The organism is Phyllobacterium sp. (assembly GCF_037994405.1).
Taxonomy (GTDB): Bacteria; Pseudomonadota; Alphaproteobacteria; order Rhizobiales; family Rhizobiaceae; genus Phyllobacterium.
In genome coordinates, this window is the sequence record NZ_JBBNAN010000086.1 from 1 (window position 1) to 21,913 (window position 21,913).

The 21,913-nt window shown below is 56.1% G+C and carries 24 protein-coding genes, 1 tRNA gene and 1 riboswitch; of the genes, 1 reads left to right on the plus strand and 24 read right to left on the minus strand.

Annotated features, from left to right (window positions below):
• The 11 genes from AAAC48_RS05085 to AAAC48_RS05135 all read right to left on the minus strand — a co-directional run.
• The coding region (locus AAAC48_RS05085) for a thiazole synthase (RefSeq protein WP_340653133.1) at nucleotides 1-583 on the minus strand (583 nt) is incomplete at its 3' end.
• A 3-nt stretch (nucleotides 584-586) separates the two neighbouring features.
• The gene (gene thiS, locus AAAC48_RS05090) at nucleotides 587-784 is read right to left on the minus strand and encodes a sulfur carrier protein ThiS (RefSeq protein ID WP_340653134.1); all 198 of its coding nucleotides are present in this window, start codon (nucleotides 782-784) and stop codon (nucleotides 587-589) included.
• Nucleotides 781-1,746, minus strand: coding sequence for a glycine oxidase ThiO (gene thiO / locus AAAC48_RS05095; RefSeq protein ID WP_340653135.1), 966 nt, complete (start codon nucleotides 1,744-1,746; stop codon nucleotides 781-783). The genes thiS and thiO overlap by 4 nt, the downstream gene beginning before the upstream one ends.
• A 5-nt stretch (nucleotides 1,747-1,751) precedes the next feature.
• On the minus strand, nucleotides 1,752-3,569 hold the full coding sequence (thiC, locus tag AAAC48_RS05100; RefSeq protein ID WP_340653174.1) for a phosphomethylpyrimidine synthase ThiC: 1,818 nt from the start codon (nucleotides 3,567-3,569) through the stop codon (nucleotides 1,752-1,754).
• Between the two features lie 103 nt (nucleotides 3,570-3,672).
• Nucleotides 3,673-3,789: riboswitch (TPP riboswitch) on the minus strand.
• 48 nt (nucleotides 3,790-3,837) lie between these two features.
• Complete coding sequence (locus AAAC48_RS05105; protein ID WP_340653136.1) at nucleotides 3,838-4,404, minus strand: NAD(P)H-dependent oxidoreductase; 567 nt, start codon at nucleotides 4,402-4,404, stop codon at nucleotides 3,838-3,840.
• A gap of 340 nt (nucleotides 4,405-4,744) precedes the next feature.
• Entirely contained in the window at nucleotides 4,745-5,014 is a 270-nt protein-coding gene (gene rpsU, locus AAAC48_RS05110; protein WP_340653137.1) for a 30S ribosomal protein S21, read from the minus strand.
• Between the two features lie 250 nt (nucleotides 5,015-5,264).
• Entirely contained in the window at nucleotides 5,265-5,609 is a 345-nt protein-coding gene (locus AAAC48_RS05115; protein ID WP_340653138.1) for a RidA family protein, read from the minus strand.
• An 86-nt stretch (nucleotides 5,610-5,695) separates the two neighbouring features.
• A tRNA-Lys gene (locus tag AAAC48_RS05120) sits at nucleotides 5,696-5,771 on the minus strand.
• Nucleotides 5,772-5,886: 115 nt separating this feature from the next.
• Nucleotides 5,887-6,804 carry a PhzF family phenazine biosynthesis protein gene (locus tag AAAC48_RS05125; RefSeq protein WP_340653139.1) on the minus strand — a complete coding sequence of 306 codons (918 nt, stop codon included), beginning with the start codon at nucleotides 6,802-6,804 and terminating at the stop codon, nucleotides 5,887-5,889.
• An 81-nt stretch (nucleotides 6,805-6,885) separates the two neighbouring features.
• On the minus strand, nucleotides 6,886-7,599 hold the full coding sequence (locus tag AAAC48_RS05130) for an NUDIX hydrolase (RefSeq protein ID WP_340653140.1): 714 nt from the start codon (nucleotides 7,597-7,599) through the stop codon (nucleotides 6,886-6,888).
• 3 nt (nucleotides 7,600-7,602) lie between these two features.
• Nucleotides 7,603-8,718, minus strand: coding sequence for an endonuclease/exonuclease/phosphatase family protein (locus AAAC48_RS05135; protein ID WP_340653141.1), 1,116 nt, complete (start codon nucleotides 8,716-8,718; stop codon nucleotides 7,603-7,605).
• A 142-nt stretch (nucleotides 8,719-8,860) separates the two neighbouring features.
• Here AAAC48_RS05135 and AAAC48_RS05140 point away from each other — a divergent pair, with 142 nt between their 5' ends.
• Entirely contained in the window at nucleotides 8,861-9,199 is a 339-nt protein-coding gene (locus tag AAAC48_RS05140) for a BA14K family protein (RefSeq protein ID WP_340653142.1), read from the plus strand.
• A 91-nt stretch (nucleotides 9,200-9,290) separates the two neighbouring features.
• Here AAAC48_RS05140 and ilvC read toward each other — a convergent pair whose 3' ends face one another.
• From ilvC to AAAC48_RS05205, 13 genes are all read right to left on the minus strand, one after another.
• Nucleotides 9,291-10,310, minus strand: a complete 1,020-nt coding sequence (gene ilvC, locus AAAC48_RS05145; RefSeq protein WP_340653143.1) for a ketol-acid reductoisomerase — start codon at nucleotides 10,308-10,310, stop codon at nucleotides 9,291-9,293.
• Between the two features lie 208 nt (nucleotides 10,311-10,518).
• Nucleotides 10,519-11,151, minus strand: a complete 633-nt coding sequence (locus tag AAAC48_RS05150; RefSeq protein WP_340653144.1) for a TetR/AcrR family transcriptional regulator C-terminal domain-containing protein — start codon at nucleotides 11,149-11,151, stop codon at nucleotides 10,519-10,521.
• A 236-nt stretch (nucleotides 11,152-11,387) separates the two neighbouring features.
• Nucleotides 11,388-13,313 (minus strand): potassium transporter Kup, encoded by a 1,926-nt coding sequence (locus AAAC48_RS05155; RefSeq protein WP_340653145.1) that lies wholly within the window; start codon nucleotides 13,311-13,313, stop codon nucleotides 11,388-11,390.
• Between the two features lie 142 nt (nucleotides 13,314-13,455).
• Complete coding sequence (locus tag AAAC48_RS05160) at nucleotides 13,456-14,196, minus strand: pyridoxine 5'-phosphate synthase (RefSeq protein ID WP_340653146.1); 741 nt, start codon at nucleotides 14,194-14,196, stop codon at nucleotides 13,456-13,458.
• Nucleotides 14,197-14,347: 151 nt separating this feature from the next.
• Nucleotides 14,348-15,184, minus strand: coding sequence for an alpha/beta hydrolase (locus AAAC48_RS05165; protein ID WP_340653147.1), 837 nt, complete (start codon nucleotides 15,182-15,184; stop codon nucleotides 14,348-14,350).
• Nucleotides 15,185-15,280: 96 nt separating this feature from the next.
• Nucleotides 15,281-16,408, minus strand: coding sequence for an ATP-dependent RecD-like DNA helicase (locus AAAC48_RS05170; RefSeq protein WP_340653148.1), 1,128 nt, complete (start codon nucleotides 16,406-16,408; stop codon nucleotides 15,281-15,283).
• Between the two features lie 61 nt (nucleotides 16,409-16,469).
• Nucleotides 16,470-16,838, minus strand: coding sequence for a hypothetical protein (locus AAAC48_RS05175; protein ID WP_340653149.1), 369 nt, complete (start codon nucleotides 16,836-16,838; stop codon nucleotides 16,470-16,472).
• A gap of 82 nt (nucleotides 16,839-16,920) precedes the next feature.
• Nucleotides 16,921-17,301 (minus strand): nitrile hydratase accessory protein, encoded by a 381-nt coding sequence (locus AAAC48_RS05180; protein ID WP_340653150.1) that lies wholly within the window; start codon nucleotides 17,299-17,301, stop codon nucleotides 16,921-16,923.
• A complete protein-coding gene (gene nthB / locus AAAC48_RS05185) occupies nucleotides 17,270-17,929 on the minus strand; it encodes a nitrile hydratase subunit beta (protein ID WP_340653151.1) in 660 nt (219 codons plus the stop codon). Before nthB ends, AAAC48_RS05180 begins: the two co-directional genes overlap by 32 nt.
• Complete coding sequence (nthA, locus tag AAAC48_RS05190) at nucleotides 17,926-18,546, minus strand: nitrile hydratase subunit alpha (RefSeq protein WP_340653152.1); 621 nt, start codon at nucleotides 18,544-18,546, stop codon at nucleotides 17,926-17,928. Before nthA ends, nthB begins: the two co-directional genes overlap by 4 nt.
• A gap of 37 nt (nucleotides 18,547-18,583) precedes the next feature.
• Entirely contained in the window at nucleotides 18,584-19,177 is a 594-nt protein-coding gene (locus AAAC48_RS05195; RefSeq protein WP_340653153.1) for a LysE family translocator, read from the minus strand.
• A 128-nt stretch (nucleotides 19,178-19,305) separates the two neighbouring features.
• On the minus strand, nucleotides 19,306-19,878 hold the full coding sequence (gene ilvN / locus AAAC48_RS05200; protein WP_099998404.1) for an acetolactate synthase small subunit: 573 nt from the start codon (nucleotides 19,876-19,878) through the stop codon (nucleotides 19,306-19,308).
• Between the two features lie 21 nt (nucleotides 19,879-19,899).
• Nucleotides 19,900-21,705: an acetolactate synthase 3 large subunit gene (locus tag AAAC48_RS05205; RefSeq protein WP_340653154.1), complete on the minus strand. Its 1,806-nt coding sequence runs from the start codon at nucleotides 21,703-21,705 to the stop codon at nucleotides 19,900-19,902.
• Nucleotides 21,706-21,913 lie beyond the last annotated feature (208 nt).

Below are 21,913 nucleotides of genomic sequence, written 5' to 3' on the forward strand. Positions count from 1 at the left end.
CAGTTGCAGCATGCGACGGACGCCCGAGACCTGCATCGACGATCAGCGGAATTTCCGGGAAATGGCCCCGCAAAGACCTCAGGGCATGCAAATTGAGCGGGCCACGCGCTGAACCGATCGGCGCGCACCATGGCATCAGCACCTCGCATCCGGCATCCAGCAGTCGCTCGGCAACGACAAGATCATCGGTCGTATAGGGAAACACCTTGAACCCGTCGTCGACAAGGATACGCGCCGCCTCGACGAGCGAAAAAACGTCAGGCTGCAGCGTGTCGTGATTACCGATGACTTCGAGCTTGATCCAGTCGGTTGCGAAGACGTCCCGCGCCATCTGTGCCGTGAGCACAGCTTCCTTGACCGTATGACACCCAGCTGTGTTCGGTAGCACATGTGTTGCAAGTGACCTGATAAGCGACCAGAACCTGTCGCCGGATTTGCCACCTGCCATCTCCCGCCGCAGCGACACCGTTACGATTTCCGTGCCGGATGCCGCAATCGCGTCCATCAGGATAGAAGGTGAAGGATATTGCGCTGTCCCCAGCAAAAGCCGCGAGGAAAGTTCGGTATCATAGAGTTTCAGCATCGCTTAGCCTCCCTGTCGTGGCGTGAGAATCTCGACCCGGTCCCCCTCGTTCAGGCGACACCCTAGACGTTCCGATGACCGCACCAGCTCGCCATTCAGTGCTGTCGCCAGCCACTCGCCCTCGAACTCCAGTTCCCCGAGCAAAGCGTCGAGGGATTGCGCCGAAACATCGTGCGGTTCTCCATTGACGATCAACTTCATGGCATTTCGCTCCTTCTCTCGAAGATCATATCGGTGGCTTGCATGGCCATCGCAGGCGCAAGCAAGAACCCGTGCCGATAGAGCCCGTTGATGCTGATTGTGTTTCCTTCGGCGGCGACGCGCGGCAGGTTGTCCGGATAGGCAGGTCGTATCCCCGCCCCGGTTTCGACAATCTCTGACTCACCAAAGGCCGGATGCAGACTATAGGCGGCGTTCAAGAGTTCCATCATCGAACGGACCGTGATCGGCCCGCCAGAATCGCTTTCGATCATGGTTGCGCCCACCATGAATGTGTGATCCTCACGAGGCACGACATAGACGGGAAAGCGTGGATGAAGGAGCCGGACTGGTCTGGACAAGGACACCTCCGACGAACGCAAGATCAGCATTTCGCCGCGTACACCGCGGATACCTTCATCCGTGGTAGAATAGCCGGTGCACTCGATGATCCAGTCAAAACTCGCCGTCGCTGACCGTGACAAATCGGTCTCCAATGAGACACCAGCAGACGCCAGCTTTGCCGCCAGACCGATCAGTGCGCGGCGCGGGTCGAGATGCGCCTCTTTACTGAAGAACAGGCCCTTGCGAAAACGCCCTGCCAGATCAGGCTCGAGCCCGGCAATCACCTCAACCTCAACCAGCTCAAAACCTGACGTCCGCGATCCGAACCGTTCCAGCTCCTTGGTGTCGCGTGACGGAGCCAAAACCAGTGTCCCGTTACGAAAAACTGTGCCAGGCAATGCGGCGTCCCACCAATCCGCCGCACGCCGCCCGAGATCAAGAACGGGCTGTTCAGCACTTTCCCGCTCGCAAAAGGGAGCGAGCATACCGCCTGCATACCAGGAAGCAGCTGCTCGCTCGCCCAGTCGAGGGTCAAGAACCGTCACGCGCGCCCCGCGTGACATGAGTTCATGGGCAACGGAAAGACCAGCAACGCCGGCCCCCTTTACCAGAATGTCCATCGCGTTTACGCCCCGTTGTTCAACGGCACATAGAGATCACCGCCTTCGCGGAATTTCTCCGCCATGGCCGCCATGCCCTCCTTCTGCGCCTCGGCACGGATGTCATGGGAGATGCGCATCGAGCAGAATTTCGGTCCGCACATGGAGCAGAAATGCGCCACCTTGTGTGCTTCCTTCGGCAGGGTCTCGTCGTGATAGAGCCGTGCCGTTTCCGGATCGAGCGAAAGGTTGAACTGGTCCTCCCAACGGAACTCGAAGCGTGCCCGCGACAAGGCATCATCGCGAACCTTCGCCGTCGGATGCCCCTTGGCGAGGTCCGCCGCATGCGCTGCGATCTTGTAGGTGATCACGCCGACTTTCACGTCATCGCGGTTGGGCAGGCCAAGATGCTCCTTCGGCGTCACATAGCAGAGCATCGCCGTGCCGAACCAGCCGATCATCGCAGCGCCGATACCGGACGTGATGTGATCATAGCCCGGCGCGATATCGGTGGTGAGCGGTCCAAGCGTGTAGAAAGGCGCCTCGCCGCAAACGGCGAGCTGCTTGTCCATATTCTCCTTGATCTTGTGCATCGGCACGTGACCCGGCCCCTCGATCATGACCTGGCAGTCCTTGGCCCAAGCTATCTGCGTGAGCTCGCCGAGCGTTTCCAGCTCGGCAAATTGTGCCGCGTCATTGGCGTCGGCGATCGAACCCGGACGAAGACCGTCACCCAGGGAGAAGCTCACATCATAGGCACGGCAGATATCGCAAATTTCCTCGAAATGCTCGTAGAGGAAGCTCTCGCGATGATGATGCAGACACCACTTGGCCATGATCGAACCGCCGCGCGACACGATCCCCGTCACGCGGTCGACCGTCAGCGGGATATAGTGCAATCGTACGCCTGCGTGTATCGTGAAATAGTCCACACCCTGCTCGGCCTGCTCGATCAGCGTATCGCGATAAATCTCCCATGTAAGGTCCTCAGCAATGCCGCCGACCTTTTCCAGCGCCTGATACAGCGGCACAGTGCCGATCGGCACAGGCGAATTGCGGATGATCCATTCGCGAATATTATGGATGTTGCGCCCGGTGGAGAGATCCATCACGGTGTCCGCGCCCCAGCGCGTCGCCCACACCATCTTTTCCACCTCCTGCGCCATGGAAGACGTGACGGCGGAATTGCCGATATTGGCGTTGATCTTGACCAGAAAATTACGGCCGATGATCATCGGCTCTAGTTCCGGATGATTGATATTGGCTGGAAGGATCGCCCTGCCCCGGGCAATCTCCTCGCGAACGAATTCCGGCGTCACATAATCTGGAACGGAAGCGCCAAATGACTCGCCATCGCGCACAGCTGCCGTTCTGGCCGCCTCACGGCCGAGATTTTCGCGAATGGCCACATATTCCATTTCCGGCGTGATGATGCCGGCGCGCGCATAGGCGAGCTGAGTGACAGCCTTGCCATCCAGAGCCTTCCGAGGTCGATTGCGGATGGGAAATTCCGGTGTCAGCCGCTCACCCGTAGCAAAGCCATTGTCCGCCGGGATGACATGACGGCCCGCATAGGCTTGGGTGTCACCCTGCGCAGCAAGCCACGACTCGCGGATTCGCGGCAGACCCTTGGCAATATCGATTGCAACGGACGGATCAGTGTATCGGCCAGAGGAATCATAAACCGTGACATTGGGCTCACCCGCGGTCGGGTGAACCGCGATTTCGCGCATGGGTACGCGGATATCGGGATGAAGGCGCCCGGTTTTATATACTTTGATCGATGCCGGCAGCGGGCCGGTCGAAACGGTCGGAGCCGAAACAGTTGGGGTAATTGCGGTCATCATCAGGTTCCTTTGCTTTTCTGCGTGGAAACCCAGTTCTGTGCCGGAAAGATGAAAGGAGTTCGCGAGTCTGAAATACAAACCTTGTGCCGAGACACGAAACGCGAAGACTTTTGCACCGTCCCTACGCCAGTATGAACTGGATCAGGTTCAACGGGTCACTGCGCTGCAAAAGCCAGCAGTATCTCAGCCCCTTGTCGGGACCCCCCTGGTGAATGGCCTTAACTGACCCGCTCGCGGCTTTTTTGTCAAGCGGGTCAATGCCCGGCTATGCGCGAAGCTGTTTCAAAGCGGTGGCCCATTTGGTGAGTTCGGCCAGCATTGTCGTCGCGCTGGTCGTGATCAGATCATTCGGCTGAAAGATGCCTTCATCATTGATGAACTGCTGATAGGCTGGCACCGGAACGCCTTCGGGGATCGGAACCATGCGCAATCCGGCCATCAATCCCTTGACTGATTCGACCGAGCGCAACCCGCCTGAAACGCCGCCATAGCTGACAAAGCCGGCAGGCTTGTAGTTCCACTCCTGCCACAGATAGATCATCGCATTGGTCAGCGACGGCGGGGCGAAAAAGTCATATTCCGGCGTGACGAAGACATAGGCGTCGCCCGAATCGACGATCTCGCTCCATTTCCTGGTATGAGCGTGTTCATATTTTTTCATGCGCGGATGGTTCGGTTCATCGAAGATCGGAAGATTGCGATCGGCGAGGTCGATCAGAACCGGTTCAAAACGGCCGTCCTGCTTGGCAAATTCATTGAACCATTTTGCGACCGCGGGCCCGCCGCGTCCAGGTCTCGTGCTGGCGATGATGATATTGAGCCTGAGTGCCATTGCGTATCTCCATAGGGAATTGAATATTGTCTCCTATGAATAGAAAGGCTCTGCCGCACTGCACAAGAAGGCACTTTTTGGAAACCGGCCAAATCCTGTTCTGGCTGAAGAATGAAGGACGACGCTTTGAGAATTCAGCCTGATGATTCAGCTGGTGTGGTTTTCGACAACCGGAGCAGCGCAGCGGACGTTTAGTCCATGAGAACCGGAAGCGCAGAAAACCGCATCAGATGGCCATCAGGGTGCGATTATCAAGAGGTCTCTAAAAACGAAACCCGCTACAGCAAAGGCCGCGCGGGTTCTGTCGCGTTTACAAATGACCGGGCGGGCCGGTCACGCATTATCGGTTGAAATCGCCGCCATTGCCGTTTGGACGAGGCGCACGTTCCTTTTTCTTCGGACCAGGCAAAAGGCCTTCGCGCTGTGCCTGTTTGCGGGCAGCTTTGCGGGCACGGCTCACGGCCTCAGCTTTTTCACGGACACGGCGCTCGGACGGCTTTTCGAATGCCTGGCGCGCCTTCATTTCGCGGAAGAGACCCTCCCGCTGCATCTTCTTTTTCAGGACCCGCAGGGCCTGTTCAACATTGTTATCACGGACGAGAACTTGCAATCGTTTTCCTTACCCATGCTTGCCTCGTCTTGCAGAATCACAATCGACCACAATCAGACAAGCGTTTGAAGAATTGCCACTACGGCAATCCGGAGAAGCGCGGACTTTATTCATTTCCGCGCCAAAAATCCAGTGCGCCCAAACAATTTACTCGGGCTTTTTATAGTGATGCCAGGTATTTCCAACACCTGCCTGGTGTATTTCGTGTTAAATGCACAGCAGGCAGATCTGGGCCCCTGTGCAGGAAGAATCAGATCGCCGCAGTGATGATGATCTCGACCTTGTATTCTGGCGTCGCAAGCTTGGCTTCGCCCGTTGCGCGTGCAGGCGTGTTGGCCGGAGCGACCCAGGCGTCCCAAACAGCGTTCATCTCGCCGAAATCCTTCATGTCGTCGAGCCAGATGATAGCCTGCAACAGCTTGGATTTGTCGGTGCCGGCTTCCTTCAGCAGGCGATCGACAACAGCCAGAACATCCTTGGTCTGCTCGGTGACGCTCTTGCCCGGACCGCCAACCTGACCGGCGAGATAAACCGTATTGCCATGGATAACGGCCTGGCTCATGCGCGGGCCAACTTCAATGCGACGAATGCTCATGGAAACTCTCCTCTAGCGATTTGCGTAGGCAGGCGCCTGCCTTGCATGCATGAAAAAAGGGCCATGCGGCCCTTTTTTCAAAAGAATGGTGGGCACAGTAGGGATCGAACCTACGACCCGCTGATTAAGAGTCAGCTGCTCTACCAACTGAGCTATGTGCCCGTCAGCCGCTTTGACGACCGAAAGTGAGGGCTCTATAACGGGGCAAATCTTGCCTGTCCAGCCCTTCTTGAAAACTTTATGACGGCTGCGCACAATGGCAACACAAAGTTGAGCCTCAGACAAAAAGTTGCCCTTCTGCGATTTTGACTGCAGAGCCGCCAATCCGGCCGCCGGTCAATTTCTGATCAACAATATCGAGTTCCAGATGCAACCGCGACGGGCGCCCCATCTCGTGGCCCTGCTCGATAACGAGCCGCAGCACGCCGTCAAGCGGCTCATCAAAGGCATGGATGGCTCCGGCGAACGCCGCGGTCGCTGACCCAGTTGCCGGATCTTCATATGTACCATCGTCGCTGACGAACATGCGCGCATGAAAATGGCTGTCATGCAGGATCGATTCGCGGCAATAAGCGTAGACTGGCAACTGGCGATGACCGATTGTCGGTGCCACATCCTTCATCGCAGTCTGGTTGATTCTGATGCGGCCAGCCGCCTCGAGGCCGTGAACCGGCACCAGTAGAAAGGGCACACCAGCATCCCAGATGCTTGGAACATGGTTCTCGAAACAAATCTCCCGCGGTTCAAGCCGCAAGGCATTGGCGATGGCGATCTTGTCGTATTTGTAGGGTATCGATTTCGGCAGCCGTGGAAGGTCGAATTCTGCAAAGGCACCTTCTGCGCCAAGCTTCACACCACAACGAACAGGTCCGACCTGCTCTTCCAGAATGATCAGGGCATCTTGCGTATCTTTGACAATGTCGAAGCGGCGTTGGGCCAGCGCAACCGCGGTTCCAACCGTTGGATGCCCGGCAAACGGCATCTCGTAGTCTGGTGTGAAGATGCGTGCCCAGGCCGTGTGCGCCGGATTTTTCGCAGGCAGGACAAAGACAGTCTCCGACAGGTTGAACTCCCTGGCAATGCGCTGCATGGCCAGGTCATCCAGACCTTCGGCATCGTGCACGATGGCCAATGGATTTCCGGTCAGCACCTTATCGGTGAAGACGTCATAGATCTCATAGTTGCGGCCACCCATCTGTATTACTCCCCCATTTGGCGTTTGGAGAAAATAGACCAAGGCGTCGCCCGTTCAAGTCAAACCTTGTGACGGTAACATTCAGGGGTGCGCGAAATGCCAGTCAGCAAAGGTACGAAATGTTAGCGGCGTCGCCTCGCCCATTTCGCCCGCCGCCGAAATCGCCGTAATATCGTCGAGTTCGGAATCGTCCTGAGAGGCAATATGCACCCGGATACGCTCGAGCAACTCATCCGCGTTGACATCGAAATAATGACGCCGGAACAGGGCTATATTTCGATTGGCCATAACGAGATGAATGCACTCGTCACGGCGTCTGGCGTCCGAAAGTCGTATGCCGGTTTCCTCTTCGACTTCACGCAGCATGTTACCGTCAACGTCGATGCGTTCGTCCACCACATCGTCCTCGTCAAACGACCCTGCAGGAAAATAGACACGGCCGGCGGCCGAGGTCGAAGGGGCCATCCGTCCAGCGATCAGTCTGTTATCATTGGAAACGATAACGCCGACGCCGTAAATATGCCACGGCTTGTCGTTGGTCATATTGGCCTTCCAATGCATCATCGTCGCAAAGCGCGTGCGATGATATCTTGCCTCGAATGTTTCTTTCGTCACGCCCGCCCGTTCCGCCATGAAGAACGGGCCATTGAACAGGGCCGGATTGGCGCACGTCGCACTTGCCCAATTGGCGGTGATGTCTTGGCGGTGCTCCATTTCGTAGCCCAGGGGTGCGCTGTCGATGCGCACAACTGCGTTGTTGATTGGAATGACCATTCTTTCAGGAACATTGAGCATCTATCAAACCATGTTGAGTGTAACGGCGACCGGACAATGGTCGCTTGCCTTGGGTCGATCCCAGCCAGTCCGCGGGAAGAGTTCCACTTTCTGACCTTCCGGAAAGATGGTGCGGTATGGCTGGCCGCGGCGGATAATATCGGGCACGGCGTCAGCATTGCTCCGCGCCAATGCCGGTGATGCCAGAATATAGTCGAGCTGACACAGATGCCGCTCCTCCGGCCCGCGCGTATGGTAGAGCGTCCAGCGATCCATGACAGGCCGGCGCTCTACCAAATTTTCGCAGAACCCGCCTTCTAGCAGGATGTCGACGCTACTTACCGGTTCGCTGACGGGGACGAAGGTATATCCGGCGAGGGAATCGCCGCCTATCACGACTTTCTCGCGATAATCATTGAAATCGCCGCAAATGACCCAGCGTTTATCGGACGAACCGCCGCCGTGGGCAAATTTATCTTCGATGATACGGCGAACTGCCTTCGCCTCGGCGATCCGCACAGGCATTGTCGAGCCCCGCCCGTCCAGACCATTGCGCGGGGGACCCATCGATTTGAAATGGCAAACAAACAATGTCAGCGGCTTGTCGCCAATCCGCACATCGATCTCGAGGCAATCGCGCTTGAAGAGCCGTTCATGCGGCTCGATGCCGAGCAGCGCGAGTTCGGGACTGTAGACACCAAAATCACTATAAGTGACATGGGCGTGGCTGGTCATTCCGACGAAATCGATCGGTGCGCCATAGCGGGTCTGATCCCGCATAAGCACGGCCACATCGATTCCACGACTGTCATTGCCTTCCACAATGTATTTATGGCGGTAGCCCTCCCCGACCATCTTGAACAGGTAGCCGAACTCAAAGGCATTGAGCGCCCCAATGTTATCTACTTCTTGTAGACACAGGATATCTGCGTGCGTCTCGGCAATGGCCAGGGCCGTGAGCTGGCGCGTATCATCCGCATGGGCGATCATCCGTGCCTGCTCCAGCTGCCGATATTGCGCCTCGTCCTGGATCTGGAAGAGCTGCAACGCCCGGTCCTTGTTGAGATTGTTCTTAAAGCCCGAAAAATCGAACCTGTTCATCAGATTTTCGACATTGAAAGTAGCGATGCGAACGGACATGCAATACTCGAGGTTGAAACAATTCTGCCAAGAACATCGTTCCTGTTCTGTGGAACCTAACTCTATTAGTCGAACGCCACCAGTGGCGATCGCCGCAACAAGCTCCTATATGATATCGATGACAAAAGTTGGCGGGACGATAATGAAAGCTCTGAAAATCTTGCTTGCAGCGCTCGGCCTCATGCTGGCCTCCCAGCTTGCCACAGCGTCCGCCCAGGAAATCCAGACATATCGCCCGGCCCCCCGTGGCCTCGACGTGGTTCCACGAAAGCCGCTCATCCTCGGTAACGACTCTCCAGCCAATCCTGCCTCCCCCGATTGCACCGGCTCGGCCCGTTGCTATGATTTCCGCGTCCACCGCCCCGTCGGACCATCCGGGCCAACGCAGACGGAGCGTTGCCGTGCCCGGTACCAATCCTACCGTACCTTCGACAACACCTACCAGCCGTTCAATGGCCCTCGCCGGACTTGCGATTTGTGATCATGGCCGAATTGGCAGCGAATATTCTTACCGCAACAAGAAGGCCGGTGGAGCACTCCACCGGCCTTCTCCATTAAGCTTGAACGGAGTCTTAGTTTTTCGCCTTGTCGACGAGCTTGTTCTTGCCGATCCACGGCATCATGCCGCGCAGCTTCTCGCCGACTTCCTCGATCTGGTGCGAGTCATTCATGCGGCGGATACCCTTGAAGCGCGAAGCGCCTGCCTTGTATTCCTGCATCCAGTCGGAGGTGAACTTGCCGGTTTGGATGTCCTTGAGGACGCGCTTCATTTCCGCCTTGGTCTCGGCGGTGATGATCCGCGGGCCGGAAACATATTCGCCCCACTCGGCCGTGTTGGAGATCGAGTAGTTCATGTTGGCGATACCGCCTTCATAGATCAGGTCGACGATCAGCTTCACTTCATGCAGGCATTCGAAATAGGCCATTTCCGGCGCATAGCCAGCTTCAACCAGCGTTTCGAAACCGGCACGGATCAACTCGACCAGACCGCCGCACAGAACAACCTGCTCGCCGAAAAGATCGGTTTCGCACTCTTCACGGAAATTGGTTTCGATGACGCCGGAACGGCCGCCGCCAACACCGCAGGCATAGGACAGCGCGAGGTCATGCGCATTGCCGGAAGCATCCTGGTGGATGGCGATGAGGCAAGGAACGCCGCCGCCCTTCTGATACTCGCCGCGAACCGTATGGCCCGGGCCTTTCGGTGCGATCATGACCACGTCAACGGACTTCTTCGGCTCGATCAAGCCGAAATGCACATTGAGGCCGTGCGCGAAAGCAATCGCAGCACCATCGCGGATATTGTCGGCAATGTGATCCTTGTAGATGTCGGCCTGGAGTTCGTCCGGCGTTGCCATCATCATCAGGTCGGCCCACTTGGCTGCCTCGGCAACGCTGACGACCTGGAAGCCATCAGCTTCTGCCTTCTTGGCAGTTGCGGAGCCTGGACGAAGCGCAATACGCACGTCTTTGGCACCGGAATCCTTGAGGTTGAGCGCATGGGCGCGGCCCTGCGAACCGTAGCCGATGATGGCGACCTTCTTCGACTTGATCAGGTTGATGTCCGCATCGCGGTCGTAATATACGCGCATTGATCTATTCCTTCCCGTTTAGGTTTAATGGCCGTCCTCGGCCGCTTTCGTGGTAGGTCGTAAACTCATGGATAGGGCAGAAATGGTATGGTGCTTTTCGTTCGGATAGAGGAGAGAGGCGATGGAAATGTTTATCCATTTTCGAGCCTTTGCGACAACCTCGCATCTTCTTGCCGTTGCAGGCGCCATTTCGATCATATTCATGGGTTTACGACCTGGCTCCATATAGAGCCAGAAACTGCTGTGTCGCTCTCCGGGAATCCCGGTCAATCGCCGCCTCAGTCAATTCGAACCGGTCGCCGAGCAGCAACCGGATTTGCACATCGCGGACAACAAGTCCGAAGAAAGTCCGGAACGCCTCGTCAGTCTCGCGAAAATTCAGCAGGCCAGTATCACGTCCGAGCTGAAGCAATGGCTTCAAACGCCGCGCCATGGCAAATGGGCCGTTCTCAAGGACAATTGCACCGAGGTCGTGCTTGTCACTTCCGGCATGGCCAACCGCCACTCGATTGAGCGCTACGGAAATGCTGCCCGACAGGACGCGCAGCCAGTCCGAGGCAAATCGTTCGAGGCCAGTCGTCAGGGACGTCAGGCCGAACGCCTCTGGATCCACCGGCACCCCCCTCACCTTGGAGGCCTGCCATTGGACCGTTGCTGTCAGAAGCCCGTCACGATCACCGAACCACTTATAAAGGCTCTCCTTGGAACAGCTCGCCCGGCGCGCGACGCTCGTCATCGTCAGCGTATCACCCGCTTCGACCAGCAGCGCAAGAGCCGCATCGAGAACGTCCTTCTGACGCTCGGTCAATGCACTATCGCTGACTTCAACTGCAGGCTGCACGCTCTCTCCTCGCCGTACCGTACCGTACGTTACGGCAGCGTTTTAGTATGCTGGAAGGTCTTTGACAAGCTGGAAACATAAATATTTTGACGCTCATTCCGGATAGTTTTCGGACGAACTTGTCTAAAATCCGCACGAGTTTACCTGAAAATGGAACAAGAAAGCGCGATTCCCGCACAAGAATCTCAATCGCTGATTGATTTCTTGGTGTGCCGGGTAGATCTCGTCCCCCTTGACTAAATGTTGACCTGCGTTCCGATCTCGACGACCCGTCCCGTAGGAATCTGGAAATATTCCGTCGCATCGCTGGCCGTACGCGCCAGGGCGATGAACAAACGGTCCTGCCAACGGGGCATTTCAGACCGCGCCGATGCCTTTAAAGACCGTCGCGACAGGAAGAAAGAAGTCGTCATGATATCGAACTTCCAGCCCTGCTTGCGGCAGATTGCCAGCGTCCGGGGAATATTGGGGCGCTCCATATAACCGAAGGTCAGCGTCACGCGCATAAACAGATCGTTGATCGGTTCGATGCGCACGCGGTCGCTCTTTTTCACCAGCGGCGTAGGGGCCGTTATAACGGTCAGGATCACGTTGTTCTGATGCAAGACCTTGTAATGTTTGAGACTGTGCATGAGAGCCGTTGGCGTACTCTTGGGATCTCCCGTCAGGAATACAGCGGTTCCAGGCACAAGGGTCGGTGGGCTTTCCGCCATTTTCCTCGAGATGAGATCAAGCGGGACCTCACCCTTCCGGGTTTTCTCGAAGAGCTGACGGCTGCCGCGGACCCACGTAAACATCACCAGAACGACCAGGAACGCCACCACCAGTGAGGCCCAGCCACCGTCAACGACCTTGATCAGGTTAGCGCTGACGAAGGTCAGATCGATAATCAGGAAGCAGACCGTCAACGAGACCGCTACCCACAGGCGCCACTTCCAGATCCGACTCATCACGATGAACAGCAACGTCGTTGTCACGAGCATATTGCCAGTAACAGCAATACCGTAAGCCGAGGCAAGATTGGACGAACGTTCAAATCCCAGCACCAGCAAGATGACGAGAAGCCCGAGAAGCACATTGATGCGGGGCAGGTAGACCTGGCCCGACTGCTTTTCCGACGTATGCTCAATATTAAGGCGAGGCAGAAGATTGAGCTGTACAGCCTGCCGCGACAGCGAATAAGCGCCGGAAATAACGGCCTGGCTCGCGATAACCGTCGCTGCTGTAGCAAGCAAGACCATTGGCAAAAGCGCCCAATGCGGGAACATCTCGAAGAATGGATTCTTGGCGGCATCGCCATTCGCCAGAATAAAGGCACCCTGTCCGAAATAGTTCAGCAACAGACAGGGAAATACGACCCACATCCAGGCCGTCGCAATGGGTTTGCGCCCGAAATGGCCGAGATCCGCATAGAGCGCCTCGGCGCCGGTAACAGCCAAGAATACCGTACCGATCGTGGGGAAAGCAGTGACCGGATTGTCGATTATATATTCAAAAGCATAAACTGGATTGGCGGCGGCAAAAACGCTCAGATCGTCGGCTAGGTGCCACAGACCAAAGAAGCCGATGGCCACGAACCACAGCAGTGTTATCGGCCCGAAGATGGTTGCAACGCGCGCAGTACCGAACCTCTGCACTGAAAACAGTGTCAGCAGGATGACCAGGGTTATGGGAACGATGAACGGCACAAGTGTCGGAGTCACGATCTCAAGACCCTCAACAGCAGAGAGGACAGAAATCGCAGGAGTAATCACAGCATCGCCGTAAAAGAGCGATGCGCCTACAATACCGAGCGCCAGAATAAGTTGCGGGCGAGTCTTGAAGCTCGCCCGCGCCAAGGCCATCAGAGAAAGAATGCCGCCCTCGCCATCATTGTCGGCGCGCAGAACAAATAAAACATACTTGATCGTTACAATGACCGTAAGTACCCAGAAGATCATTGACACGACCCCGAGCACGTCGGTGCGGCTCAAGCTGCCATCTAGGGACGCAGCATGAAGGGCCTCGCGAAAAGCGTAGATCGGGCTTGTGCCGATGTCGCCATAGACGACGCCGAGTGCACCTAGCACAAGCACCGGAAAGGCTTCTTTGTGATGCAGTTCCGGTTCGTGGGCGACGGGATCTTTATAAAAGTTCTCGTCCGCCAATTGCTGGTCACTCATACAGGTTTTCCCTCGCTCTGACAGCGTGGGCGGACGAGTTAGTCGTGTTGCATCGCAATATCAATCGCCATTTTTTCATAGCTCGTTGCTCACGATATGCAAAAACGCATGACAACGCAAATCCTGCGCCCGAATCAAAGGGCTATGCTTTGAGTGCATCGAGAAATCTTTCCACAGCTCCAGACATTCCGTGCACCAATGCGTCCGCCGTAAGACCATGCCCGATCGACACCTCAACCAGATTTGGCACTTTCTTGACCAATGCAGGAAGATTGGCGACTGTCAGGTCGTGCCCGGCATTGACCGCAACTCCCGCCTTTAACGCTGCCGCAGCCGTCATTTCCAGCTTTGCCAGTTCCTCGGCCTCGCGGCGCGGATCGTCATGCGCGCCGCCATAGGGTCCAGTATAAAGCTCGATCCGGTCGGCGCCAAGCGCCTTGGCCGCGACGGGCGCCTCGGGATCCGGATCAATGAATAATGAAACCCGCACAGCCCGGTGTTTCAGGTCAGCGATGATCGGCGCCAGGTACCCAGCGTGTTGTACCAGATCCCAGCCATGATCCGATGTTACCTGCGTCGGATCATCAGGAACGAGCGTGACCTGTTCCGGCTCATTGCGTGCAACGAGGTCCAGGAATTCTGCCGTCGGGTAGCCCTCAATATTGAATTCGGCTTGAGGAAACTCGTCATCGATCAAGGCTCGGATTGCCGGTAGATCGGAGAAGCGGATATGTCTCTGGTCTGGACGTGGATGCACCGTCAGTCCGGATGCTCCCGCGGCCAGCGCGATACGCCCCAGGCCAATAATATTCGGCCAAGGCAGATCGCGCCGATTGCGCAACATCGCGATTGCATTGAGATTAACGGAGAGTGAGGCAGTCATAATTGATGTATCCGGCAGAGAGCTACTTCATGTCTTTTACAGCAGATATACGACATTAAACATGGTTATTTCTTCCATATCCAAAAATCGAAATATCCTGAAACTCGGGCCCCGTAATATGGACCGCACTTTGCAATTGAATCGAGCGAGTTCAGACCAGAAAATCCTTTAACTTGGCAACGACTTCCTCGGGGGCATCGTCCTGAACGAGATGCCCCGCGCGCGGCACCGCGTAAAATTGCGCCCTAGGGATGAGCGAAGCGAGCCTGCGTCCGCGCTCAATCGGTATCCATTGATCTGCCTCGCCCCAAAGGATTAAGACGGGACAGCGAACAGCGGGAATGCTGTCGGCAATCTCATCGGTAAAGCATTGATCCATCTGGGCAATTTGCCGATAGAAAGCTTTCTGCCCGGTTTCACCGCGCCAAGGTGCGCAGTAGAGATCGAGACTTTCCTCAGATAATGGCTGATGTGCAGCACCTTTGATATAGGCCACAAGAATGGCCTCATGGATGTAGGGAGGAAGTCCGCCAAACGCGTCTTCAAATTGGTGCACATGCTTCACGAAGGGTGATCCCCAGGGCGCAATCGCAACGGGATCTATCAATGTCAGCGAGGTGAAATCCGCACCATTAATCAGATGAGTCCGCAATGCAGTTGCACCGCCGAAATCATGGGCAACCACATCAGGGTTCTGGATTTGCCAATGGCTGAGCAACGCTGCAAACAGATCGTTCTGGACACCAAGCGAAACGCCCTGTCCGTCTCGCATCTCAGACTGGCCGTAGCCGAGCAAGTCGAAGAAATACACTCGTCGTTTCTGTATGAAATGCGGCGCGATTTTGCGCCATACGACGGAGGAAAATGGCGTCCCATGCACAAATACCAGTGGCGCACCATTACCGACCATACCAAAGCGGACGGATTGCCCTTGATAGTCAAAGGTGTATGGCAAACCCCATTCCACTTTATCTGCGGCATCGATCACAGGCAGGCTCCTCTTCGCCTGCAATTGAAACCCAAAAAGCAAGTTGAAACGAGCGAAGTCTTTTGAATCTCCGTTAAATTTGCCTGAAAGCCTGCCCTATCGCACCACCGTCAAACGTTCAGCGGCGCGGGTAATTGCCGTGTAGAGCCACCGTTCGCGCGTATCACGAAATGCATAGCTCTCGTCGAAGAGTACAACCTCGTCCCATTGCGAACCCTGCGCCTTATGCGTTGTCAGCGCATAGCCATAGTCGAAATCGTCGAATCGTTTCTTGGTCTGCCATGGAATTTCCGCGTCAGGGTCCTCGAACTGCGCCTTCAGGAGCTTGATCTTGGCAACGCCCCTGCCCGGCTCTTCGTCTTCCGGTGCAACAAGAAGATTGATACCTGGTTTGACCGTTTCCCGAGAGGAGGTCATGACCTTCCAGAGCGAGCCATTGAGCAAGCCCTTGGCCGGATCGTTGCGCAGGCAAACCAGCTTGTCACCGGCCTGCGGAAAGGATGCCGAAAACCCCTTTAGTTCGCGCAGTCGCTGATTGTAGCGCCGGCGCGTACGGTTGGTGCCAACGAGCACCTGGTCGGCGCCCAGCACCAGATCCTGCGTAACATCGGTCTTGGAGATGACCTTGGCCGCGCCGAAATCGCCATAATTGAATTCGCGACCTTCGCGAACGTCGAGCGCCAGACGGATAATCGGATTGTCGCGCGCCTGGCGATGGATCTCGCTCAGGAGGAAATCGGGCTCGTGCTCGGTGAAAAAGCCACCACCTGAAATCGGTGGCAACTGCCCTGGATCACCCAGCACGAGAATGGGCGTACCGAAGCTCATGAGGTCGCGGCCCAGTTGCTCATCCACCATGGAGCATTCGTCGACAACGATAAGTTTTGCCTTCGCCACCGGACTCTGACGGTTAAGCGAGAATGTCGGAGAAATACTGGTCTTGCCTGTCGTCTCGTCCTCAACGGCCTCTTCGCCGCGTGGCCGGTAGATCAGTGAATGCAGTGTGCGAGCATTCGTCGCGCCCTTGGAACGAAGGACCTGCGCTGCCTTTCCGGTGAAAGCTGCGAACTGGACTTCTCCCTCGATATGCTCGGCGAAATAGCGTGCAAGCGTCGTCTTACCGGTACCGGCATAGCCGAATAGCCGGAAAATCGGGCTTCGCCCGTCTTTCAGCCATTTTGAAACGGCTCGGAGCGCTTCATCCTGTTGCGGTGATAATTGCATGGTCCTGAGTGACAGGATTCGCCGTCAAAGGGCAAGGAAAATGGGCACGTCGCGCCCAATACTATAGATTATCAGGGTTTCCCGGCCGTATCTGTCCCTCGCCTACTCGGCCAAATTGCTGGTCCACCATGCGAAAGCGGTCGCCCTTGATCTGCAGCCGCCAGCAAATCTTCTTTTCCTCCCCTTCGTAGGTAAGACAGAGGCTATCTTTCTCGAGCGCCCAGTCACCCGCGTAGGGCATGCCATTCGTGGCAACCTTTTCCGGCCTACAGCACTCGATCATCTTGCCACGCGACTTGCCATCAGGGCCAAGAAATTCGGTGAAATTGAAGGAAGGCTCAGCTTTAACCTCGCCCGTGAGGGTAGCTCCGGTAATTACCTTGCGCAATTCGTCTTCACTGGGCGTTGGCCAGGCATCTTCTTGCGCCATAACAGGACTTACCAGAAATGTTAGTCCCAAAAGTAGAAGACGGAGTGTTGCCGTCCGGCGATTTCTCAGTGATTTTGGCATTTCAAGACTGGTCCGGATCATTTTCAAGTTTGATTGGTTGACCGTGCGGCGTCGCATGGGCGGCACGCTGCCAAGCGGCGGTTAGCTGATCGACGTCATGCTTGCCCGCAATATTCTTCACCTCGATAAGCGATTCCAATGCTGCGAGCCAGCATTGATAATAATCGCTTGCATCCTCCAAAGCATCGGGGCGCTTCAACTGTGCGGACAAAGCATTCGCCCATTCATCCCAGCCAAACAATCCTCGGTCATGCAGCGCAACAACCATTGCAAAGGCTTCTGCCTGCCAAGGTTCGGCAAAGACAGGTGCATCGGCGCTTGCTGGCAATCCCCGCGAATGAGTAATCAGCTCACGCAGGCTCAAGATAACTCTCCCAGGCATCGATACTGACAGTCAATTTCGGGTCTGCTCCATCACCCCAGATTTCGTCGGCATCAAAGACAACGGTATAAACGTATTGCGGGTTCTCGCCCTTGCCATGGGCGTTGGTATCCGGAAAAACAAACCCATCCCGGACCGCCTCGACGCGGCCGGTCCTGCCGCGCGCATAACGCGGCAAGCGCGTATGCGTCTCCGGATTAAAATTGTGCGTTCGCACACCATCGCCAGCCTTGAAGCGCGGCTCCATTGCAACGGGTCGATCACAAGGGCCACCCTTGGCAAGAACAGCAGCTACATTCTCCGCTGTCAAAGTACGCTTGGGCTCTGTTCCTTTGCCGATCGAATGACCTTCTTCCAGCTCTAGCGCTGAAACGAACCCATGCCCCTTGAGCAGAACCTCCAAGGCCTTGATCCAGATTTCGTAATAGGTAGAGGAGTAATAATCCGCAGGGTGAAGACTTTCCCGTGCGTGGCGGCTTTCATCAATATTCCAGTGTCCCATCGCGCCAGCGGCAATTGTGAGGCCAAGCGCCCGTTTTTCCCAGCTCGCATGAAACAGCGGCTCGTCCTTTTCCAGCGCGACGGAACCGAACCCCATCTGCCCGCCAAGATCCTGCGGGCCGTTCATGAGGCCTCCGGTGCGCGCGCCAGGCCAGTTCCGATCATGGCGTCGCGTGTGACGAGATCAGCAAGCTGTTCTTCGTTCAAACCATCTGTTCCCTCTGGCCGCAGCGGCACAACGAGATAGCGCAATTCTGCGGTGGAATCCCATACGCGGATTTTGGTCGTCTCGGGAAGCATGAGATCAAATTCGGCCAATACGCCCCGAGGATCAATGACCGCCCTTGACCGGTAAGGTGGCGATTTGTACCAGACAGGAGGCAGGCCAAGCACCGACCATGGATAACAGGAGCAAAGCGTGCAGACGACAAGATTGTGCGTGTCCGCTGTATTGAACACCGCCTGCATGTGCTCGCCCTGTCGCCCGGTAATGCTAAGCGACGCAATCGCCGCTGTCGCATCGCGCTTCAACCATTCGGCATATTCGGGATCAGTCCAGGCTTTCGCGACAACCCTGGCTCCGTTGCGCGGCCCGACCTTTGTCTCATAGGTCTCGACGATCGCATCAATCGCCTGCGGGTCGATAAGACCTTTTTCAGTTAGAATGGTCTCCAGCGCCCGCACGCGCGCGGCCATGGGATCAAGTTCATTATCGTGATGGTGGTCATCGTGATCGTGTGGCATGGGAAAATCTTATGCGTCTCTCATTGCGCACGCAAGCTCACTTCAGCATAGGCCACAGGCTGGCGACCAGCAGGATGGCCATGGTGATATTGAACCATTTCAGCCGCACCGGATCGGCCAGCCACCCGCGCATCATCTGACCAAAGGCGGCCCAACTCGAAACTGAAGGTATATTGACGAGCGCAAAGGCTATGCCAACGGTCAAAACGGTCGCGAAGTACGCCTCGGAGGAGGTGTAGGTTGCCATGGCCGTGACAGCCATGACCCACGCCTTCGGATTGATCCATTGAAATGCGGCAGCTTCCAGGAATGTCATGGGACGGGCCTTGCCATCGACAGTATTCAGCGAACGCGACGTCGCGATTTTGTAAGCAAGGTAAATCAGATAGCCTCCGCCAGCGAACTTGAGGATCGTATAGGCGAGCGGGAACGACTGGATCAGCGCACCTAGCCCCAGGCCGACGCCGAGTAACAATGTGAAGAACCCGCTGCCAATACCAAACATATGCGGAATGGTACGTTTAAAGCCGAAATTGACCCCCGATGCTAGAAGCATGAAATTGTTTGGACCGGGTGTGATTGAGGTAACGAAGGCGAAAACGAGTAGTGTCAGAAAGATCTCAGGTGTCATTGTCGAACCAAACCCTGCTAAATGGCGGAACGCTAGGATCGGATTTGATTTGGCTCAACGGAAATCTTGTCAGGGATACAATTGCGTACCCCTGAGTTGATTTCAGCCATTTGTGAACCTGTGCCCGATTACATGCCCAACGGGCCGCGGTTCATCGCTGCGACGCCGGTCCGGCAGATCTCAACGAGTCCAAGTGGTTTCATGATTGCGATGAACTGATCGATCTTCGAGCCTTTGCCGGTGATCTCGAAGATGAAATGCTCTGTCGTTGCATCTGTCACCTTCGCGTGAAACGCATCGGCCAAGCGCAGCGCTTCGTTGCGGTGCTCACCAAGACCAGCAACCTTGACCAGTGCAAGTTCACGCTGGATGGGCCCGCTTTGGCCAAGTTCGTCGGCCCGCACCGAAAGATCGACCACGCGATGGACCGGAACAATGCGCTCCAGCTGATGGCGAATTTGGTCCAGGACATGCGGGGTGCCGCGCGTCACGATGGTGATGCGCGACAGATGCTGCTCGTGCTCGGTCTCGGAAACCGTTAGACTTTCAATGTTATAGCCTCGTCCGGAGAACAGGCCGATGACCCGGGCAAGGACGCCCGGTTCATTGTCGACAAGTACCGATAGGACCGTGGTGACCGGTAACTCCGTCTCCTTGGCGATGAAATATGCCGAGCCGGAGGCTAGATTTTGAGCGTTCATGTTATTGTCCTCTCCGGTTGCTTAAACGAGCTGTCTGCCCTTGGCATCGATGGCATTGGCAACAGCTTCATCCGTTGCCTCGTCGGGCAGAAGCATCTCATTGTGCGCTTTGCCTGAAGGGATCATCGGGAAGCAGTTGGCAAGGTTCGCAACGCGGCAATCGAACAGAACCGGCTTCTTGACGTCGATCATTTCCTGAATGGCATCGTCGAGATCGCCTGGCTTCTCGCAGCGAATACCATGCCCACCATAGGCCTCGGCCAGCTTGACGAAATCCGGCAAGGCCTCCGTATAGGAATGGGAAAGGCGGTTACCGTGCAGCAATTGCTGCCACTGGCGGACCATTCCCATATACTGGTTGTTCAGAATGAAGATCTTGATCGGTGCGTCATACTGAACGGCAGCACTCATTTCCTGCATTGTCATCTGAACCGACGCATCGCCGGCAATGTCGATGACCAGCGAATTCGGATGAGCAATCTGCACACCCAACGCCGCCGGCAGGCCGTAGCCCATGGTGCCGAGTCCGCCTGAAGTCATCCAGCGATTGGGCTTTTCGAAACCGTAGAATTGCGCCGCCCACATCTGGTGCTGTCCGACTTCCGTCGTGATATAGGTGTCGCGATCCTTGGTAAGCTCATAGAGCCGCTCCAGGGCATATTGCGGCATGATCACTTCTTTGTTGCGGGTATAGGACAAGGATTTGCGCGAACGCCATCTATCGATTTGCGACCACCATTCACCTATCGCCTTCCTGTCTGGCTGGACCGAGGAAGCCCGCAACAGGCGCACCATGTCCTCAAGAACATTGGCGACATCGCCAATGACAGGAACATCAACACGAACCGCCTTATTGATAGAGGATGGATCGATATCGACATGGATCTTCTTCGAATTCGGCGAGAAACCGCTGATGCGGCCGGTAATGCGATCATCGAAGCGCGCACCGATGTTCAACATGACGTCGCAATCATGCATTGTCATATTGGCTTCATAGGTTCCGTGCATGCCGAGCATGCCAAGCCAGTTCTTACCCGATGCCGGATAGGCGCCCAGGCCCATCAGCGTAGACGTAATCGGAAAATGTGTGAGCTCAACCAATTCACGCAACAGTTTGCTCGCTTCGTTGCCGGAATTGATAACACCACCGCCGGAATAGATCACCGGACGCTTTGCCGATACAAGCAACGCGACTGCCTGCTTGATCGCCTCGATATCGCCCTGGACTTTCGGGTTATAGCTGGTACGTGGCGCAGTTTCCGGCGGTGTATACATGCCGGTTGCGAATTGCACGTCCTTGGGAACGTCAACGAGAACGGGGCCAGGACGACCAGTTTTCGCAACGTGGAAGGCCTCGTGCAGAACGCGTGCCAGATCATTGACGTCCTTCACCAGCCAGTTGTGTTTCGTACAAGGGCGCGTGATGCCGACCGTATCGCATTCCTGAAATGCATCAGAACCGATCAGGCTGGTCGGGACCTGCCCGCTGATGCAAACCAAGGGAATGGAATCCATCAATGCGTCCTGCAGTGGCGTTACGGCATTGGTAGCACCAGGACCGGACGTGACCAGCATGACGCCAACTTTACCCGTTGAACGGGCATAGCCTTCGGCCGCATGGCCGGCGCCCTGTTCGTGTCTGACAAGAACGTGATTGATCTTGTCCTGCTGGAAGAGCTCATCGTAAATCGGAAGGACAGCACCGCCCGGGTAACCGAAAATATCTGTTACGCCCTGATCAATAAGGGCTTGCACGACCATTTCAGCGCCGGTCATCTCACGGCGTTGCGATGTATGGCTGTCACTGTCCTGTTTTTCTGCGGTCATCGATCTCTTCCCGTATATTCTGCGGCCCTTGGCCCTTCAGAAGGTGTTTTCGTTTAGCTGAGATGCTGGAAATAAAAAAGGCCCCCAAAGGAGCCTGTGTTTCGCGCATGGGAGCTTTCGCCGGGTGCTTACAACACCCTGCCCATGCGCGATCCCACGACGATAAGAACTGTTTTCATGGGCGCGGACGATAATTTAGCAAAATCTA

Coding starts and splice junctions, on each gene's coding strand:
- thiS (WP_340653134.1), bottom strand. CDS start 784: ATGAAGTTGATCGTCAATGGAGAACCGCACGATGTTTCGGCGCAATCC.
- AAAC48_RS05180 (WP_340653150.1), bottom strand. CDS start 17,301: ATGCCTGGGAGAGTTATCTTGAGCCTGCGTGAGCTGATTACTCATTCG.
- AAAC48_RS05130 (WP_340653140.1), bottom strand. CDS start 7,599: ATGCTCAATGTTCCTGAAAGAATGGTCATTCCAATCAACAACGCAGTT.
- nthA (WP_340653152.1), bottom strand. CDS start 18,546: ATGCCACACGATCACGATGACCACCATCACGATAATGAACTTGATCCC.
- AAAC48_RS05125 (WP_340653139.1), bottom strand. CDS start 6,804: ATGGGTGGCCGCAACTATGAGATCTATGACGTCTTCACCGATAAGGTG.
- AAAC48_RS05115 (WP_340653138.1), bottom strand. CDS start 5,609: ATGAGCATTCGTCGCATTGAAGTTGGCCCGCGCATGAGCCAGGCCGTT.
- AAAC48_RS05105 (WP_340653136.1), bottom strand. CDS start 4,404: ATGGCACTCAGGCTCAATATCATCATCGCCAGCACGAGACCTGGACGC.
- thiO (WP_340653135.1), bottom strand. CDS start 1,746: ATGGACATTCTGGTAAAGGGGGCCGGCGTTGCTGGTCTTTCCGTTGCC.
- nthB (WP_340653151.1), bottom strand. CDS start 17,929: ATGAACGGCCCGCAGGATCTTGGCGGGCAGATGGGGTTCGGTTCCGTC.
- AAAC48_RS05205 (WP_340653154.1), bottom strand. CDS start 21,705: ATGACCGCAGAAAAACAGGACAGTGACAGCCATACATCGCAACGCCGT.
- AAAC48_RS05175 (WP_340653149.1), bottom strand. CDS start 16,838: ATGGCGCAAGAAGATGCCTGGCCAACGCCCAGTGAAGACGAATTGCGC.
- AAAC48_RS05195 (WP_340653153.1), bottom strand. CDS start 19,177: ATGACACCTGAGATCTTTCTGACACTACTCGTTTTCGCCTTCGTTACC.
- ilvC (WP_340653143.1), bottom strand. CDS start 10,310: ATGCGCGTATATTACGACCGCGATGCGGACATCAACCTGATCAAGTCG.
- AAAC48_RS05140 (WP_340653142.1), top strand. CDS start 8,861: ATGAAAGCTCTGAAAATCTTGCTTGCAGCGCTCGGCCTCATGCTGGCC.
- ilvN (WP_099998404.1), bottom strand. CDS start 19,878: ATGAACGCTCAAAATCTAGCCTCCGGCTCGGCATATTTCATCGCCAAG.
- thiC (WP_340653174.1), bottom strand. CDS start 3,569: ATGACCGCAATTACCCCAACTGTTTCGGCTCCGACCGTTTCGACCGGC.
- AAAC48_RS05160 (WP_340653146.1), bottom strand. CDS start 14,196: ATGACTGCCTCACTCTCCGTTAATCTCAATGCAATCGCGATGTTGCGC.
- AAAC48_RS05135 (WP_340653141.1), bottom strand. CDS start 8,718: ATGTCCGTTCGCATCGCTACTTTCAATGTCGAAAATCTGATGAACAGG.
- AAAC48_RS05170 (WP_340653148.1), bottom strand. CDS start 16,408: ATGCAATTATCACCGCAACAGGATGAAGCGCTCCGAGCCGTTTCAAAA.
- AAAC48_RS05155 (WP_340653145.1), bottom strand. CDS start 13,313: ATGAGTGACCAGCAATTGGCGGACGAGAACTTTTATAAAGATCCCGTC.